16 protein-coding genes and 1 pseudogene are annotated in these 17,779 nt (G+C 36.9%); all 17 read right to left on the reverse strand.

Annotated elements, in window-relative coordinates; translation table 11 throughout:
- Nucleotides 1-26: 26 nt before the first annotated feature.
- Nucleotides 27-1,102, reverse strand: a pseudogene (locus MLE17_RS15585) (acyltransferase family protein).
- A 4-nt stretch (nucleotides 1,103-1,106) separates the two neighbouring features.
- Nucleotides 1,107-2,261: a glycosyltransferase family 4 protein gene (locus tag MLE17_RS15590; RefSeq protein ID WP_243349652.1), complete on the reverse strand. Its 1,155-nt coding sequence runs from the start codon at nucleotides 2,259-2,261 to the stop codon at nucleotides 1,107-1,109.
- Nucleotides 2,262-2,268: 7 nt separating this feature from the next.
- The gene (locus MLE17_RS15595; RefSeq protein ID WP_243349653.1) at nucleotides 2,269-3,468 is read right to left on the reverse strand and encodes a glycosyltransferase family 4 protein; all 1,200 of its coding nucleotides are present in this window, start codon (nucleotides 3,466-3,468) and stop codon (nucleotides 2,269-2,271) included.
- A complete protein-coding gene (locus MLE17_RS15600) occupies nucleotides 3,465-4,307 on the reverse strand; it encodes a glycosyltransferase family 2 protein (protein ID WP_243349654.1) in 843 nt (280 codons plus the stop codon). The genes MLE17_RS15595 and MLE17_RS15600 overlap by 4 nt, the downstream gene beginning before the upstream one ends.
- A gap of 4 nt (nucleotides 4,308-4,311) precedes the next feature.
- Complete coding sequence (locus MLE17_RS15605; RefSeq protein WP_243349655.1) at nucleotides 4,312-5,250, reverse strand: glycosyltransferase family 2 protein; 939 nt, start codon at nucleotides 5,248-5,250, stop codon at nucleotides 4,312-4,314.
- Between the two features lie 4 nt (nucleotides 5,251-5,254).
- Nucleotides 5,255-6,025, reverse strand: coding sequence for a glycosyltransferase family 2 protein (locus MLE17_RS15610; protein ID WP_243349726.1), 771 nt, complete (start codon nucleotides 6,023-6,025; stop codon nucleotides 5,255-5,257).
- Entirely contained in the window at nucleotides 5,997-6,932 is a 936-nt protein-coding gene (locus tag MLE17_RS15615; protein WP_243349656.1) for a glycosyltransferase, read from the reverse strand. Before MLE17_RS15615 ends, MLE17_RS15610 begins: the two co-directional genes overlap by 29 nt.
- Nucleotides 6,933-7,469 carry an acyltransferase gene (locus tag MLE17_RS15620; RefSeq protein WP_243349657.1) on the reverse strand — a complete coding sequence of 179 codons (537 nt, stop codon included), beginning with the start codon at nucleotides 7,467-7,469 and terminating at the stop codon, nucleotides 6,933-6,935.
- Entirely contained in the window at nucleotides 7,466-8,578 is a 1,113-nt protein-coding gene (locus MLE17_RS15625; RefSeq protein WP_243349658.1) for a DegT/DnrJ/EryC1/StrS family aminotransferase, read from the reverse strand. The genes MLE17_RS15620 and MLE17_RS15625 overlap by 4 nt, the downstream gene beginning before the upstream one ends.
- A gap of 200 nt (nucleotides 8,579-8,778) precedes the next feature.
- Entirely contained in the window at nucleotides 8,779-9,816 is a 1,038-nt protein-coding gene (locus MLE17_RS15630) for a glycosyltransferase family 10 domain-containing protein (protein WP_243349659.1), read from the reverse strand.
- Between the two features lies 1 nt (nucleotide 9,817).
- Nucleotides 9,818-10,381, reverse strand: a complete 564-nt coding sequence (locus MLE17_RS15635) for a DapH/DapD/GlmU-related protein (protein ID WP_243349660.1) — start codon at nucleotides 10,379-10,381, stop codon at nucleotides 9,818-9,820.
- Between the two features lie 55 nt (nucleotides 10,382-10,436).
- Nucleotides 10,437-11,726, reverse strand: a complete 1,290-nt coding sequence (locus MLE17_RS15640; protein WP_243349661.1) for a polysaccharide ABC transporter ATP-binding protein — start codon at nucleotides 11,724-11,726, stop codon at nucleotides 10,437-10,439.
- A gap of 216 nt (nucleotides 11,727-11,942) precedes the next feature.
- Nucleotides 11,943-12,791 (reverse strand): ABC transporter permease, encoded by an 849-nt coding sequence (locus tag MLE17_RS15645; RefSeq protein WP_243349662.1) that lies wholly within the window; start codon nucleotides 12,789-12,791, stop codon nucleotides 11,943-11,945.
- A gap of 153 nt (nucleotides 12,792-12,944) precedes the next feature.
- Nucleotides 12,945-14,228, reverse strand: a complete 1,284-nt coding sequence (locus tag MLE17_RS15650; protein WP_243349663.1) for a nucleotide sugar dehydrogenase — start codon at nucleotides 14,226-14,228, stop codon at nucleotides 12,945-12,947.
- Nucleotides 14,229-14,653: 425 nt separating this feature from the next.
- Nucleotides 14,654-15,028 (reverse strand): GxxExxY protein, encoded by a 375-nt coding sequence (locus MLE17_RS15655; RefSeq protein ID WP_243349664.1) that lies wholly within the window; start codon nucleotides 15,026-15,028, stop codon nucleotides 14,654-14,656.
- 462 nt (nucleotides 15,029-15,490) lie between these two features.
- Complete coding sequence (locus MLE17_RS15660) at nucleotides 15,491-16,885, reverse strand: UDP-glucose 6-dehydrogenase (protein ID WP_243349665.1); 1,395 nt, start codon at nucleotides 16,883-16,885, stop codon at nucleotides 15,491-15,493.
- Nucleotides 16,886-17,183: 298 nt separating this feature from the next.
- Nucleotides 17,184-17,654 carry a UpxY family transcription antiterminator gene (locus MLE17_RS15665; protein ID WP_243349666.1) on the reverse strand — a complete coding sequence of 157 codons (471 nt, stop codon included), beginning with the start codon at nucleotides 17,652-17,654 and terminating at the stop codon, nucleotides 17,184-17,186.
- Between the last annotated feature and the right edge of the window lie 125 nt (nucleotides 17,655-17,779).

Below are 17,779 nucleotides of genomic sequence, written 5' to 3' on the forward strand. Positions count from 1 at the left end.
TCAAATAAACAATAATAAAATTCATACTATCGAGAAAGAATTACAGCAAATTTGTCTTTTAATTTAAGAAAAGGTCGTTCAAGCAATTCAAAAGATACAACAGATATCATTATTGTTATTAATAATGCCACAAAAAACTCTACCCCCCATACCCGTGGTAAATTGTACTTCTCAAAAAATACATTTACGTATGCGATTACTATAATATGAAAAATATATAACCCATATGATATTTTTCCGAGATAGCTTAAGAGTCTGTTTCTAAAGAATTTACTCCATAAACCTTTGTCATTAATTATAAAATCTACAATCAACCAAAATCCTAATGCAATTAAGATGTAAAGATATAAATTACTCATCCCGGAGCTCATTCGATTAGGCAAAAAGACAAGCGAACAAACGCATAATAAGCCTATGCAAAGTTGAACTCCTCCATAAATTTTGGTTGTAATATTATCAATAAATCCTAGCCCCATTATAATCCCAATGAAGAATGCATCAAAATGAAGTGGAGAAGTATATATAAATGGATATTTTTGATCTGAGAAGAAAAACCGACTAAGTAGAATAAATAAATATAGCCCAACAAGCATAAACTTAGACTTCCTCCTATAATTTAGCATTAAAGGAATAATAAATGGTAATGCTAAATAAAACTGCTCTTCCATTGAGATTGTCCATAAATGATTGGAAGCTGGTATAAAGTTATAGCCGTTAAACATCGAAAGTATATTGTCATTAAAGAAAATCAATCCAAGAATACGATAAAGTAGGCCTCCATTTGCATTAGGTTTAAACAGCACAAAATACACACCTATTATGTATGATATATATATATAAAATAAAGAGGCCAGATACGGAGTACTCTCCGTATAAAGAAAAAACGGATATTAATATTGTTCTTTTCACTATATTCTCGCCTCAACAAATATGTCAATAAAAAAGCGCTTAATAGAAAAAACAAATCAACTCCCACCCAACCAAATTCATGAAGGTATTTAAAAAACACATTCTCAGACACTCTAAAATGATGAATAAAAACCAGTAAAAACGCAAAGAACCGTAACCCGTCTACTTCAGGCAAATAAAACCGAACACCCATCACTTCAAATATTAATATACTTTCTCACTAACCTTGTTAAAACATTAAACAGATACGGTTGATCTAACCGACTACCATATATTTTCTCCCGATGCTTAATCCTACATGGATATTTGGCTACTCTATATATAAATGACAGGTATTCTTGTGCATTATGTTTTGGGTCAAACAATGACTGTGTTTTTACCTGACACAGTTTTCCCATTTGAGATAAAAGCTCTCTTTGATTATGAATTTGTTCAATAACATTTACATAAGCAATGTAATCATCTAAGGGAAAACGATAACCTGTTATTCCATGCTCTACTAATTCGGGAATTCCACTTGGTAAATCACTCAACAAGGGCACCAAACCGGCTTTCATACATTCAACAAGTGAAACAGGAAATCCCTCAGCATGGGATGGTAATAAAAACAGATCGTATTGTCTGAGTCGGGACAATAATACAGAATTCTCTATTTGGCCTAAGAAATTTACATTTTTAGCTTCATTCCATGCTGAACGGTCCACATTTTGGTCATTTCCGACTATCCCCCATTCAACAAACACTCCTTTTTGTTTCAATTCCGCATTAATTAACGGTAATATATGATATCCTTTATCCTTTGTCAAACGCCCTATAAACAAACACCTAAGCTTATTACCATAATTATATTCCTGCTTAGAAGGAACTGAAGGGATAGGATGTCGTAAGTGTACTATATCCAAAGACCTATCAGATAAACTTTCTTGAAGTTTCAACTGAATACATTCGCTCACACAAATAAATGCGTCGATAATCTTTTGGTGTTTAATCGCTAAATCATAATAATAGTCGTAATCACCATGCAATATAAAGATCACTTTATTTTGCAACCCTAGATTTGAAACGACACCGAGTTCAAGCCAGTCATTGGCAACTATTATATCTGTTGAATCTATTAACCGCTTAAAACGCCTGGCAATATAATAAAAATTATCACCTTTATTATATTCGAATCTGACAAATCCAGCTTGAATAGAAAGATCCGGTTTAATCCGACTACCCTCAGCTACGTTATGTAGATTAGCTGCTAAAATAATTTTAATTCCCGAGTCAAAGTTCCCATATTTAACAATATTCTTCACAACTGAATAGACACCACCGTCTATATCATTCAAACAAAAAACTACCCCCATATATTATTTAATTATATGCAGATAAAACCCGATTAAAAAATAAATCCGACTGCATTTTTCGAATATTGCCCATACCATTTTTTGAAAATGTAGCTTGTAAAGATGCGTTGGAAATCAACTTATTTACTTGATGTGCAATATCTATAGATTTTAAAGGGTTGAACAATAAACCACTTTTTCCATCCTCTATTATTTCTTTGAATCCACCGACATCTGAAGCAACAACAGGACAACCATTAGCCATAGCCTCAAGCACTACCGTTGGATAATTCTCCCATAAGCTTGGGAACACAGAAACAGTTGCAGTCTTAAAGAGATTATCAACGCTATTTCTATCCAGCACACCTACGAAATCTATTTTATCCAGACAATCCTCCAAAGCATTTATCATATACGCTTTAACACTCATTCCCAGATATGGATCATATTCATCTCTACCTACAATCTTTATCCGATACTCAGGATTTTTCTTAATGATGAGTGGAATAGAATTTGTTAACCCGATCATTCCTTTTAATACAGTCAATTTACCCACAAACAATACAACTTTTTCTCTATTTACAAGCTCGTCTTGATCCTTTTTTTCAAGAAGATAAGGATTGGGTACAATCTCTATCTGATGCGAATTAATTCCCCAATAACGTACAACCCATTTTTTCAATGCCATAGATGGACTAATAAGTTTATCAGCCAACTGACATATTTTAAACTCATCATTTTCGCGTCTATTCTTGTCTGTTAAAGCCCAATAACCTAAGTCAATCCGGCCTCTCAACAATCCGCCTAGTACAAAACGCAGTTTATCTTTTACCGGTTGATAAGTTCGGCTAATTTTCGTAATTAAAACCCCAGGTGAATGTAACTTAACGATCAATGGTATTTCTGGAAAGTTCTGTTTTATCTTTAATGCACAAGCTCCTACTTCCGGACTTTCCATTAGATCAAATCCTATCTCATCATGTATTTTTGCAAATACCGATAAGACATTAGGACTAAATTCATCTGTCGTAGTAGCATAAACTAAATGATTGGTACAAAATTCACGCGAAACAACTCCTTGATTCTCTATTTTAGATGTCGCTGAAAAAACGTGAACATCAAATCCAGACATTGAAAGCAATGAGCTTAAATGAAAAATGTAACTACCGATTCCACCAGTGGCCATTTCCGGCGGAAACTCAAAACTAATAAGAGCTATTTTTTTCATTTATAAATCAGTCTTTGAAATTTACGTATCTGACGCTTAATTAAATTCATTTGAGTCATTTCAAAAACCTGACGATTCGACCACCCCTCCCATTCATGAGAAAACATGATCTGATGCTTATCTTCTATTCTCTTAAAACTATCTCGAAGACGATCATTATTATATCGCTCTAAAACTGCCTGTTGATCTGTTTTGCGTCTTAAATACTTATGGTCATGTACTAGTTCTAACCCAGACATGTGAGCTACTTTTAGATTAATCTTCGCTTTTAAAGCTCTGATTGCAAACTCATAATCCTCAAAAGCAAAAATCTGATCATCAAAATCACCTAATTCTTCTAAAACCGAACGATGAAGAACTGTAGCTCCTGATGGAAAATAATTAGTAGATTGTGGTAAAGTGTTTTCTACAAACTTCACTTTATCATTTTCAATAGAGATAGATGGGTGGTTACAATATTGACCTTCATAAACATTAAAAAGCTTCGGACAAATAATCCGCTCTGTCGGGTTCTTGTCAATGTATTCCAATAATAAATCATACCATTTAGTCCTTGGGTGAATAGTGATATCATTATCAACCAAAAACAACCATTCTTCTGAAGTTTGTCCAATTAAATAATTCCGACCTTTAGCCGGACCCAGATTTATTTCAGAATGGAGATATACTATATTTTCTATCCCCGAAGTTTTCCTTTTTAAAGTTTGCCAATTTGATAAAGATGAGCCATTATTTAGTACATATATTTTCACCCGGGGATGAGCAAAACTTTTTATGCATTGTATAGTTTGAGCAGTCTTTTCAAAAAACAGGATCAAAACAGCTAATTTAGTATCCATCTATTTAGTTCTTAATCTTAAAAAGGAGCAATCGAAAAACATTATGAATAAAACTTCCACCAATCAGTTTTTTGTTTCGATTAGCCAGCTGCAAAATATTAGTGAAGCTCATTGGGTAGTTGCTGCTTTTATACTCAAAGAATAAATGCTGTATTATACAATCTATAAAATGATTCAGGGAACTTTCTTTATTTAATTTAGCAACAAACTGATAATCACCCAATAAACAATTAAGCATCTTATATTTCGCATCAAACTTTTCATACAGATAATCAGCTTGGTTATTTGAAATATTCAATACACTCTGTCTCAGACTCACACTTGCTCCTCCTAATGTTACAATATCATAGTCATACGACAAATTAACCCACAAAAGATCATCACTGCCCCAAGCCAAAGGTAAATCATAAAACCCTCCAACTTCAAGATATTTTGATTTTGAAAATATGTATTCAGCTAAAGTACTATTCCGGTTAAAGCTTAGTTTATTAAATACAAACTGGATGTTAGTCTCTAAACGAGGACTTTGAGGTAAAACACGAATGATTTCATTTTTCTCATTAATATGTCTTGTATTGAACCTATATAAGTAAGACTGGTCAGAAGTAGTCCTTATTTCATTCATAAATTCTTCGACACAATTATTATCCGGTACGTCATCGTCCGGTAAAAGCCAAATCCAGGATTCTATTTTACTTAACTCTATACTTCGAGTCCAGTGGCTGGGTAAGGAAACTCCGCCTAAATTTGTCTCAAATCTGCAATAGGATATATTTAACCGTGACCTAAACGTCTCAACTATCGAATTAATATCATCAGGACTACAATCGTCTCCAATATATACATTGAAATCTTTGCAGGTCTGTTCACTGAGAGCGTCTAAAGTTTGGGGAAGATACGCCCCTTTGTAGGCTGGAATTACAATAGCCAATGTATCATTCATCGTTTTAATACTTAGCAGTTTCACCTTTGAGCTGAGCGGTCCAACTACTCACATTTGTAGCATGATCAATATAATATTTATCTTCATCTGACAGCTCTTCTGGATTAATATACCAGGGTAAGTGCCTGCAAACATACTCCCCACCTGTTCTCAATGCGTTCATCATTGCAGGATCTCCTGAACTATTTTCACGATACAGGGCAAATGTTGTATCAATTGGTGCTTTATAAACATTACCCTCTACTTTTTCTTCCCAAAATTTCCTCTCCCAATTTGTAACCTTTTCTTTATTTGGATAAGTATCAGGAATATCATCAATTTTCAAACCAAACCCTACCTTATCCACTTCAATATATCTATCTAACAACAGATTAAAATAATGCAAAAAGTCATCAGGACATTTATCTATGGCTACAACATCGGGATCTGTAATAACAAATCGTTGATTTTTAAACAACATTGGAATTTGCGTTTGCCAATAAGCTGTATGACCTAAATTCTTATCTAGTCTAAAAACAATGTGCTTTGTTTTTTTGTAAAATTCGAGTAAGGGGGGATAGGTAGATGCATTATCAAGAATATAAATCCGCTCAAAACCAGCGTCCTCTAACCACTTCAATTGCATCAACAAGCATTCTAGTCGGTTATAATTGTTTATAATAATAGGTATTTGTCTTGCACCAAATACTTTCACCATAGAACAATATATCTTAGCATATAACCGAAAAGCAAAATTTGAACGACATTTAAATCCTGTGTCTATATTTACAATCATTCTTTCGAAGATAAAGCATTTTTACTTTCTTTTTGAGCAGAAGAAACGCAAAGCCCAATTGAAGACTTCTCAACATAAACACCTGTATTTTAAAAAAATACACAATCTTTCCCACTACTGAAATATTATGACCACAATATTGTTCAAACATTTGAATCAGCCTTTTCTTTATCGAATATCGATATACGGGGAATTCTTCGAAAAGAACTGTCATTGTGTTTAAAGAACGATTGTACTTCTGGTGCAAACTGGTTTTACTCCATACCCCCCCGTCATGATGTCTATATACCGAATCTTTAATATCTGAATGAAAGTAAGCACCTTTATTTGTTTGATTTGCCAACCAACAAAAAAGATAAGTATCTCCATTAAAGACTCTTTTAAACGATTCTGGCAGTTCCTTTTTCAAGTTTCTAAACACTACAGTTTGAGTCGGAATAATTTTCCCTAAGAAAATATCATCGGGTGATAAATTGCCAGTTTCAGTTAATACTTTTCCATAAAACTGATCACCTTTGAGAATCATTGAATTGTGATAACTTATCACATATATTTGATTTGCCTCTAAAAAATCAATCTGCTTTTGCAACTTTAATTCATCGGTCCAATAGTCATCGCCTTCACATAAGGCAATGTACTTCCCCTTTGATTCCATGATAGTTTCAGTAAAATTTCCCATTACTCCCAAATTGCTATCAGGTAGTAATAATCGAATAATTTGAGGATATTTATCCTGATATTCAATACAAATTCTACGTGTATCGTCTGTACTGCAATCTTCCCCAATAATCAATTCTATTGGAAAGTTGCACTTTTGTGACACGATGCTTTCTATCGCTTGAGTGATATATTTTTCGTGATTGTAGGTTATCATACAAACACTTACGATTGGCTTATCTGTTTTCATCTACAGTCGGGTTAAAAGATTCTTTGATCTTTCTTTTATTCTCCTCACTGGAATCCCAACATAGATCCCCCAGGAGGAAAGTGAATTTTTCACTAATGACATAGCTCCAATCACAACACCTTCTTCAATAGTCAAACTAGGAAAAATCACTGAACCTGAACCAACTTGAACAAATTTATCTAATAAAACCTTACCTCCAACCACTTTCGTCTTCGATTTTTCAACCATCGGATTCACTAAATACTCTCCAGAAAAATCATCCATTGCAGAAAAAATAGTACAACGAGGTGATAGTCCCGAAAAATCTCTTATTTCAACGCCATAGGCACCATAAATGGCAGAGAAAGCAGAGATATGAATGAATGATCCTAAAGTAATTTGTCCCGAAAGAATACAAAAATCATCAATCCTCACATTATCTCCTATATTTATTTTTTCCGGACTATATAAGCTGGCTTTACGACTAATTAAAACGTTCTTTCCAAATGACTTCAACCCTAATTCTAGCAGCTCATTATCACTATAAAATGAATTCATATAATTTCTTTTACTATGCTAACCACCCTATCTAAATCAGGCTTCGTTAGTTCTGGATAAATAGGCAAACAAATTATTTCTTTTGATATTCGGTTTGCAACAGGTAAGTTATCTTTTGATGCCGATGAAAGTCCTCTGTACGTTGGAAAATCGCTAATCAAAGGATAAAAATAACGACGCCCCCAAATATTATTTTCTTTTAGTTTCTGATACAACCCATCTCGACTATGTCCATATTTATGTTCATCCACAAAAATAGGAAAATAGGAATAATTATGAATTACACTAGGATAATCCTGCATAATGGAAATTCCAGGGATATCTTTTAATTCATTTCGATAATACAAGGTAATTCTTTTGCGATTTTCTATTGCATTATCAATATACTTTAAAGACAATAAGCCATATGCAGATTGAAGTTCGTTCATTTTTGCATTAATCCCCGGAGCAACCACGGTTACTTCATCTGCAAATCCAAAATTTTTCAGGTAATCAATACGCTTCTTGGTCTTCTCATCATGACAAATAATAGCACCTCCTTCTATTGTAGAAAAAGTTTTCGTTGCATGAAAACTCAATATGCTCAAATCGCCAAAATTCAGCACCGAAGTTCCGTCTTGCATTACTCCAAAAGCATGAGCTGCATCATAAATCACTTTTAAACCGTAAGTATCAGCAATCGCTTGAATACGTTTCATATCGCAGGGATTACCATATACATGCACTGGTAAAATAGCCGTAGTCTTAGGCGTGATCGCTGCTTCTAATTTTTCAGGATCCAGATTACATGTAATAGGGTCAATATCCACAAATACTGGTTTTATATTGTTCCACCAGAGAGAATGTGTTGTAGCAACAAAACTATACGGAGTAGTAATCACTTCTCCTGATATATTCAATGTCTGCAAAGCAGAAACAAGAGCTAATGTTCCATTTGAAAAAAGTGAAATATATTTTACTCCGAGATAATCACATAACGCTTTTTCCAGCTCCTGATGATAATACCCATTATTTGTCAGCCATTTACGCTGCCATATATCCTCTAAATAAGGAATAAATTCTTCCAAAGGAGGCATTAGAGGTGACGTTACAGTTATTACATTCTCCATAATCTTTTTAACGACATTGTATTCAACCACTTATTCACACAACTAGCAAAAAACATACAAATAACTCTGTTTTATAAATTTCAATTCTGAAATTTTGAGCCAAACCCAGCGCCTAGCCATTTGTTTCTCACTGCAAATTTCAACTTAAAAACCCAATCCAAAACACACAACTACTGCCAACACATAAACTAGCCTAATACTTACTTAAGCAAAGTATTACTCAACTTACACAGAACCAATTTGGCTTTTATTTTGGATTTAAAAAGAGTCGAAATATACAATTTATTTAAAGATTCTAAGATCGAATAATTTTGGCCAATTGAATTGATTTCCTCTAATTTCACAAAAGACTGCATTGTTTCATTGTATATTTTTGAACGACCATAATTTGAACACGATTTACCTTTAGCTCCTTTAATCTCAATTATATTAATTAGAAACCCAAGCAACTTATCCTCCCAATTTAAATATGGATTTTGATAAAACCAAGGTTGAAGAAATTTATCTCTGTATGCGTCAACATTATTATCAAGATATATTATCTCTTCAACAGCTCTTTCAATGTCATCCTCACTTCTTATCCAAACTAGAGAATCTGTATTAAAATCGAAATCAACTTTAGGATTACCCCAATATATGGGAATAGATTGGGCACTCATTGGCTCAACTAACTTCTCTGTTGTATATCCAGATACACTAGAGTTCTCAAAAGCAATAGTAAATTTATAGTTTGAAATAAAATGCAGTTTATTAGCAACTCTATACCCTAGATTATTGTTTAATTCCCCACCACAATCTACATGTTTATACGAATTTAAACGATTCAAAAATCTAAGACGAATTGGATCTGCATTTACCGAATTTGAATATATAAAATTGCAAAACTTTTTATTAAGCCATTGTTCACTATCAAAAAACTTACTATCCAAATTACGAAACTCTTCTCTTATAGCATATAAGGGTAATCGCATATAGCGATCCTCAAACTCAATAAAATGAAAACCTAAAGCATAGTCACATATATTAAAGTCTGGAACGATATTTTCGCCTGTATAATAAACTTTTATCGAAGAGTTATAATCAAAATGTCTACTTCCGTAGCAAGAAAAAAACAGATATTCAGGATTAACGTTATCAATAATCACTTTATATCGTTGGGCGAGTATTTTAAATATAAAATTATTCTCACACTCAAATCCAGGCCAAAAATCGGTAAAAAAAACTCGAACGTCCTTCATTCTATATATTCTTTATATATTTTGCCGGATTACCCGCATATAACACACCTGCAGGCATAGACTTTGTAACAACAGATCCAGCACCTACAACAGCACTTTTGCCAATTACAACTCCTTTTAAAACAATCGCATGAGCTCCTATCCACACTTTATCATCAATATAAACTGGTAACTTTTTTGTTTTTTCCCAATTGTCACCAAAGCGTTCATCTGCTGATATTGCATGAAAATCGGTATCATAAATTGAAACATTTCCCCCTATAGCAACACACTTTCCTATAATTACTTTATCTGCAGCACATATAGTCGCCCCAGAAATGCCCGTTCCACTCATTATATGAATCAAAGCACTTGACGAATGTGTTGAAATAGAAACCGGATGACAAATCCCCGTTGGATTCTCATAAGGATCTGAAATTAAGGTTACATTTGAATCAATAATAATTCTAGACCCTGGATGTTTCTTTATTTGAGGCAACCCATACAAAGTCACAAATCCAAACGAAGTCTCAACACCTTTAGACCTGAGATATAGATACGCAATAATTTTCCTGGCTTCATTCATATAGAATGAATAATTCAACCATTTGCCGGATTTTATCCTAATATACAAGAGTATTTTATTTATCAACATTCCAGTTTAAAATCGGAAAAAACAAACCTGGGTGATTCTGCTCATTAAGTAACTGATGGTAGTGAGAATTGGATGGATCTATTTTCACTTTTAATTTAAGTGCTCCTTCAACATTAGAAATCAAAGACTGAACACAGTGGATATTAAAGGATGGATTAATAATGTATTCACCCTCATTTAACATCCACTTAGGAATTTGGCATGTAAATACGTATTGTTGATTTGCTTTTAAACGATCAAAACTCAAGCTATCAACCTGTTGACTTCTAAAAACAGTCTCTCCTCTTCTAATGAGATCAAAGCCAACTTTTACGTTTTTAATTTCATCGTTATATGAAGTCACAAAAAACAAGACATTAACATTCTCACTAGATTTGAAATCGTTTCTTAGATTTCCGTTTTCATCTCTAATCTCAAGACGAGTAAGTTTTGCCGGGAAATTCTCTATATGATCATTTACCCAATAAGATTCATCATTAGTCATTACATTTTCATAATGGCTAATGGCTTCTGCAATTATGCCGGAATACTCAACGACACCTTGTTTTAAGATAATCCCGTTTGTACAGAGACTTCGCATTGAGCTCATATTGTGACTCACAAAAAGCACTGTCCGCCCATCATTATGACTCACATCCTGCATCTTTCCGATCGCTTTTTCCTGAAACTCGGCATCCCCAACAGCTAGGACTTCATCAACAATCAGGATTTCAGGCTCAAGGTGTGCTGCAATAGCAAATCCCAATCTGACAGTCATACCACTGGAATAGCGTTTAACAGGAGTATCCAGATATTTAGCCACACCAGAGAAATCGACAATCTCATCCAGCTTTTTATCGATCTCCCACCGGCGCATTCCCATTATAGTGCCATTCATATAAATATTCTCACGTCCGGTCATATCCCCATGAAAACCGGTTCCTACTTCCAACAGAGATGCCATACGGCCTTTAATACTGTATTTACCCGTAGTGGGTGTCGTAATACGGGATAGTATTTTCAATAAGGTCGATTTACCAGCCCCATTACGCCCGATAATCCCCAACACATCCCCCTGCTTAACCTCCAGGCTAATATTCCGTAATGCCCATACCTCTTCATGATCACCTGCTTTCTGGGTGCGATCATTCACCACACCTACTTTGGCATAAGGATCTTCTTTTCCGCGTAAACGGGCATACCAACGATTCAGGTCATGAGCAATTGTCCCGGTACCGACTTCTCCGAGAGAATATAGTTTGGAAAGGTTTTCTATTTTGATTACTGTCTTCGACATGCCTCCTCTAATTTTTTATTTTTTCATCCACGAATTATCACGAATGAATATTCAATTGAAGTAATACGCAATACACTTTTCTTTTATTTCATTATTTCTTTATCCTCTGATTTTTTTAGTCCACTAATTAGCTCTAATTTCCACGAAGAGTTAATCAAATTCATTTGATATTTAGTGACAATTCGTGTAATTAGTGGACAAAAAACTATTCGTGGACTAAACCACGTCCATAAATGACCGCTCCGTCCTGTTAAAGATAACAACCCCGATCATCAGGATAACCACCGCAAAGCACGATGCATAAATCAATCCATTCACGGAAAAAACGCCTTGTCCGAATAAGGAATAACGAAACGCCTCGATGATATAGGTAATCGGATTTAACTTGATATAGGGTAATAGTTTCGCTGGAACTGTAGATAGTGGATAAATCACCGGAGTGGCATACATTAACAGTTGTACTCCAAAACCGATCAGGAAAGTCAGGTCACGGTATTTTGTGGTCATGGATGAAAAGATAATCCCTGCGCCCAATGCCATTAGTGCCATTATGACAATATACAAAGGCAATAATAACAATGCCCAGTTTGGTATAAAAGCCCCTTCATGAACACAATAATAAATATAGAGCACCGATAACAAGGCTAACTGAATAAAGAACTTGATCAATCCGGAAGCTACCCTTGACATCGGGACTATCAGGCGTGGGAAATAAACTTTTCCAAAAATCCCAGAGTTGGCAACAAAGGTATTTGAGGTGCTGTTAAAACACTCTGAGAAATAGTTCCACATCACAATCCCGGACAGATAGAAAAGAGGTTTTGGAATCCCGTTCGTTGTAATACCGGCAATAGTACCAAACACTACAATATAAATGAGGGTGGTAAGAATCGGTTGCACAAAGAACCACAGCGGTCCCATCACTGTCTGTTTATAGACCGTCACAATATCCCGCTTCACAAACATATAAAGCAAATCCCGGTAGCGCCAGATATCTGCGAAGTTAATATCCAGTAAGTTCTTTTGTGGAGTTACCACTAAGTCAAATTCTTCTTTTTCTGCCATTATTTATCCACTAATTTTTTATCTGTCTATTTTTCGTCCACTAATTTTCACGAATTACCACGAACTCATTAAGAACAAATCCTTTATATTGATACGCCTCATCACTCTGTAAAGCCCCACTACTCACTACTCACTACTCACTACTCTTTATCACTACAATCTCCCGTCCACCCAACGTCTATCCACCACCGCTTTCGCGTCAAAGATCACGGCTCCATTCTTATAGTGTTGTTCAAAGTCGAAATCCTTGAACTGCTCATGAGCGACAGCTAAAATAATACCATCGTATTTCACTGATGAGTCAAACGTGGTTAATAGATTAACTCCATACTCCATACTCACCTCTTCTCCTGAGGCCCAGGGATCCCAGACATCCACCTCTACTCCAAACTCGCGAAGCTCGTTGTAAATATCAATGATCTTGGTATTGCGGATATCGGGACAATTCTCTTTGAAGGTAACACCCAGGATCAAGACCTTAGAGCCTTTCACCTTATGGTCTTTCTGAATCATCAGCTTCATCACCTTGCTGGCAATAAAGGTTGCAATCTCGTTGTTGACCCGACGACCGGAAAGGATTACACGCGGCACATAACCCAATGATTCCGCTTTACTCGCCAGATAATAGGGATCGACACTGATGCAGTGCCCTCCTACCAGTCCGGGACGGTATTTGAGGAAGTTCCATTTGGTTCCTGCGGCCTCCAGTACATCGTTGGTATCAATGCCTACCTTATCAAAGATCAGGGCCAGCTCATTCACAAAAGAGATATTGACGTCACGCTGTGCGTTTTCAATAATCTTGGAGGCCTCCGCCACTTTGATGTTCGGGGCCTTATGAGTACCCGCTTCAATGATAGAAGCGTACAGGGCATCAACCTGATCGGCAATCTCCGGAGTAGAGCCTGAGGTCACTTTTTTGATTTTGGTCAGAGTATTCACCTTGTCTCCGGGGTTAATCCGCTCGGGGCTGTATCCGGCAAAGAAATCTTCGTTGAACTTCAGTCCGGATACCCGCTCAATCACCGGTACACAATCCTCTTCGGTACAACCAGGATAAGTCGTTGACTCGTAAATAACAATATCGCCCTTGCCTATCACCTTACCCAGCATCTCTGAAGCGCCGAGCAATGGTTTCAGATCGGGCATATTGAAGCGGTTGATCGGTGTGGGGACTGTAACGATATAGGTATTGTACTCCTTAAGGTCTTCGACATCCGCAGAAAAGGACAATCCTGTCTCCGGATTCCCGGCATGCAGATCCATGACCTGTTTCATCGCTGTCAGGTCCGCCTCACGGGTATGATCGTGACCAGCAGTCAGTTCCTCTACCCGTGTCTGGTTGATATCAAACCCAAGTACTTTGTATTTCTTACCGAACTCTATGGCTAACGGTAGTCCGACATAGCCGAGACCGATGATTGCTATCTTTGTCATTGTGTTAGTTTCCACTAATTGTTTTTTTGTCCACTAATTTGCACGAATTACCACGAAAAATACTTGATAAATCAAGAGATTATTGCCGTAGGCGAAAACCATGTTTTCTTGTCCTCGGATTATTTTGTTGTCCACGAATTTGCACTAATTACCACGAAAATATTTGATAAATCAAGAGATTATTGCTTTAGGTGAATGACCTATATTTCGTGACCACTTATCGTCTTTTTGTCCACGAATTTGCACGAATAAATTAGTGTGAATTCGTGAGAATTAGTGGACAAAATATTTGTGGTCAAAATATATCAAGATAATTAGTGGACAAAAAAGACTAGTAAACAATTTGTACTAATTACCACGAATAAATTAATGTAAATTCGTGAGAATTAGTGGACAATATATCAGTGGACAAAATATTAGTGGAATTAGTAAACTAGTCGTTTATATTCCAGGCTAGAGGCTCCAAAGTTGATCAATATACCAAGTTTGGAGCGGGTAGCTTTAAGATAGTTGATTAACTGAGCTTCGTGATCGCTTGTCAGTGATGATAGCGCTTTTGTCTCTACGACGATTTTGTCAAAACATAAAAAATCGGCGGCATAAGTCTTATTCAGCTTAACTGATTTATAAAAGACATTGATGTGCGCTTCTCTTTTATTAGGTATATTTCTTTGATTAAGTTCGATTTCTAGCGCTTCCTGATATATGGCTTCTAAAAATCCAGGACCTAAATGTTTATGCACCTCCATGGCAGCACCTATTATCTCATAAGCTTCTTTTGAATAAATCAGTTGCGTCATAGCTCTATGATTTTTAGTCCACTAATTTCCTCGAAAGTCTTTTGTCCACTAATTTTCACGAATTCTCACGAATTAATTAGTGATAATCCGTAAAAAAATAGCAAACAACTCTCTTGCTATTTCTAGTGTCAATCCGCGAAAATTAACGTCGTTGATCTTCGATTAGTGGACAAACATTTTAATGTTCTTAGTGTAAATTCGTGAGAATTAGTGGACAACTCTCTTGATATTTCCAGTGTCAATCTGCGAAAATTAACGTCGTTGATCTTCGATTAGTGGACAAACATTTTAATATTATTAGTGTAAATTCGTGAGAATTAGCGTACAACTCTCTTGCTATTTTTAGTGTCAATCCGCGAAAATTAACGTCGTTGATCTTCGATTAATGGACAAACATTTTAATGTTATTAGTGTAAATTCGTGAGAATTAGTGGACAAAGAACATATTCGTGGACAATACTATTATCGTCCTATTCCATACACATTCACACCCAACGCTCTCAGCGCTTCATGATCCAGGATATTCCGTCCATCAAACACAAAGGCAGGTTTCATCATCAGGGCGCTGAGCTTCGCCCAATCGTATGTCTTGAATTCATCCCATTCGGTCAGGATAGCCACGGCATGCGCTCCCGCTAAAGCCTGCTCTATATCCACCACTTTCTGTACCATTTCACGGTTCTCTTCCGGGGAACGGGTTTGCAGGTAATCCAAGTCTTTGTGTATCTGGCTTTCCGACACCTTCGGATCATAGACATGAATCTCCGCCTGCTCATTCAACAGGTGATCCGCCACATAGATGGCAGCCGACTCGCGGGTATCGTTGGTATCCTTCTTGAATGCCCATCCGAGCATCGCTATTTTTTTACCGGAAAGGGTATTATTCAGTTTAGAAATAATATTTTGAGCAAAACGTCTCTTCTGGTAATCGTTCAGATCAATCACCTGCTCCCAGTAGTCGGCAACCTCATCCAGGCCATAGGTACGGGCAATATAGACCAGGTTCAGAATATCTTTCTGGAAACAACTACCACCGAAACCTACTGATGCTTTGAGGAACTTAGGTCCGATACGGCTGTCCATGCCTATCGCTTTAGCGATCTCATCTACATTGGCTTCCGTCTTTTCACAGAGTGCCGAGATCGAGTTAATGGAAGAGATACGTTGTGCCAGGAAAGCATTAGCCACCAGCTTGGATAGCTCCGATGACCAGACATTCGTTTGAAGAATACGCTCGCGGGGTACCCAGTTGGCATAAATCTCAGTCAGCGCCTCCATTGCCTCTGCCCCCTCCGGTGTCTGCTCGCCACCGATCAATACGCGATCAGGGCTATAGAGGTCCTCAATGGCCGTACCCTCCGCCAGAAACTCAGGGTTGGACAACACCTGAAACTTCGCACTGGTCTGATTGTTGCTCAGGATGGTCTTGATGGCCTGAGCTGTACGTACAGGCAGTGTTGACTTTTCCACCACAATCTTATCGGAGGTTGCTTCTTTGGCAATCTGACGGGCACATAATTCGATATATTTCAGATCAGCCGCTTTACCCTTACCATTACCGTAGGTTTTGGTAGGAGTATTGACCGACATAAAGATCATCTCAGCATCACGGATAGCAGCCGACACATCAGTAGAGAAAAACAGATTACGGCCACGCGCTTCCGCCACCACCTCTCTGAGGCCCGGCTCATAGATAGGCAGGTTAGCTAATTCGGAATCGTTCCATGCCGCAATACGTTCCGCATTTACATCCACTACGGTCACTTTGATGTGTGGGCATTTTTGGGCGATAACAGCCATGGTGGGGCCACCTACGTATCCGGCTCCAATGCAACAGATGTTTTTAATTTTTGTCATCGTGGTATTTTTTGGATCCACTGATTATCACAAATTTCCACTAAAGGATTATTTATGATAATACCGGGATTCTATATTGTATTTTATCTTATTCTTTGAAAGTCGTTGTCCTCGTTTTGTCCACTAATTTTCACGAATTTGCACTAATAAGTAGTAGGATGAATCCATGTCGTATTAATCTGATTTTCGATTTTTACCTCTATCTTAAGATAGCTGTTAGTATGGAGGTAAATGTCTTATTAATTTCGTGTCAATTCGTGTAAATCCGTGTAAATTCGTGGACAAAAAAATTCGTGGATCACTTCTTCACCACCTTATCCAAATCCACACAAACAGTAGTAGCCAATTGCTCCAGGTGCAGCACCATCTTTGACTTGCCGATCTTGGTAATCTTACCGGAAATATCCTTTAACGGCCCGCAGGCAATCAGTACATCATCACCGATCGTAAAGGAAACGGCATACGTAGCCGCCTTCTCCAGAAACTTCCGTATCGCCCTGATTTCCTTATCCAGGATAATAGCCGGCCTGCCACAGTGATAGACAGCCCGTGTGACTCCATACACCTGCAATAATGCACGCAACTGGTGTTCCTCTGCATTTACAAAAATATAGGAAGGGAACAACGGCATCTCTACCATTTTGACCCGGTCACTCCACTGACGGGGAGCCAGATGCAACGGTAAGAAGTTCTCTATTCCCGCGACATCAAGACGCTCTTTCACCTTCTTTTCGGCGCGCGGAGTTGTATATAGTGCATACCAGGGCATAGGATATACCAAAGGTTCGTCACTCCCGGCATGGAGCAACCATTCTATTGAATATTAAACACTTAACCCCACCAGGGCATTTTATTTATATTTGTACTTTTAGTGCTTTGCGGGGTGAACCACAT

This window comes from Parabacteroides sp. FAFU027 (assembly GCF_022808675.1).
Classification (GTDB): domain Bacteria; phylum Bacteroidota; class Bacteroidia; order Bacteroidales; family UBA7332; genus CAXXIC01.